General features: G+C 59.8%; 2 protein-coding genes. Both read left to right on the top strand.

Going from position 1 to position 1,312, the window contains the following annotated elements; translation table 11 throughout:
- On the top strand, positions 1-744 hold a 744-nt coding region (locus P3T23_RS47715; RefSeq protein WP_429322958.1), incomplete at its 5' end, for an amidohydrolase family protein.
- Between the two features lie 32 nt (positions 745-776).
- The coding region (locus tag P3T23_RS47710; protein ID WP_429322957.1) for a cupin domain-containing protein at positions 777-1,312 on the top strand (536 nt) is incomplete at its 3' end.

Here is a 1,312-nt window from a genome sequence, read left to right as displayed (position 1 = left end):
GAGCAGGACCGTGTACGGCCGGCTGCGCTGCTGGTCGACGATACACCGGAGGCGATGTACCAGAAGGCACGACGGCTGGTTGACCAGGGCGTGCGGCTATTCATGCTTGCCACGGACGAACCCCCGGGCGGCGTATCACCGGCCAGTCCGCGGATGGATCCTCTCTGGGCTCTGCTGGCAGCGGCGAAGTGCCCGGTGGTGGGTCATATTTCGATCAGTGAGAAACTGCTTGCCACGACGGAGTGGCGCAATGCCCCCGCGTTCCAGGGGTGGATGCTTGGGGCGGAGTTTTCCCTCGACCCGTGGACGCTGACCAACATTCACCTGCAGATCCAGAACTATGTGATGACGATGGTGCTGGGTGGCGTGTTCGACCGACATCCCGATCTTGTGTTTGGGTGTGCGGAATTTACTGGTCACTGGGTAGGCCCGCTCGCAGAGAACATGGACCGCTTCTATGGTGCCACGCCGTTTCCGTCGTCGCAGGCCCACACCAGGCTCAAGCTCAAGCCATCGGAATATATCAGCCGCAATCTGCGTGTTGCATGCTTCGACTTCGAGCCGGTCGGCACCTATATCGAGCGCTACGGATTCGAGGATGTGTACTGCTATGCCAGCGACTATCCGCATCACGAAGGTGGCAAGGACCCGATGGGCAGCTTCGTGCGCAATTTGCAGGGCCACAGCCCGGAGATCCTGCGCAAGGTATTCATCGATAACGGCAAGGCACTGCTGCCGGACTGATCCTCCCATTCAAGGTTTGAGGTTCTAACATTATGTTCCTTTCCGAAAAAGAGCGGCTTGCCAGAATCGAGCCGCTGCCGATCGACAAGAGTGGCTATTTCTTCGACGGCGCCCATATTGCGCGCTTCAATATGATCCCCTGGTCGCCCTTCAATCTCATCGGCAGCGACCAGGGTCCCGTCTTCAAGTTGATGACGGTGAACTGGGAGCGCGACATGTTCGTTATGATCCTCGACGTGCCGGGAGGCATGAAAGTCGAGCCGCACTACCACCTCGGCGAGGCTTACGGTTTTATCCTCAGTGGCAGCTTCGACTACGAGTACGGCAGGATCGTCGCGAACAACTACATCGGCGAGGGTGCCAGGATCGCGCACAGCGCCGAGATCGGTCCCGACAACGTCCTGCAGTACTCAATCCTGTTTGGCGGCTTGTGCGGTGTGAAGCCGGACGGCTCGCCGGACCTGTCGGTCATCGTTGGTTGCCGCGCGGTCTACGAGATGGCAAAGCGCAACCATGCAGCCGATCACATCGCGCCGCCACCGCCGGGCTGGAAGAGCCAGTGGGAAAC

Source organism: Paraburkholderia sp. GAS448, from assembly GCF_050435685.1.
GTDB lineage: Bacteria > Pseudomonadota > Gammaproteobacteria > Burkholderiales > Burkholderiaceae > Paraburkholderia.
This window is presented reverse-complemented; position numbering and strand designations above follow the sequence as displayed.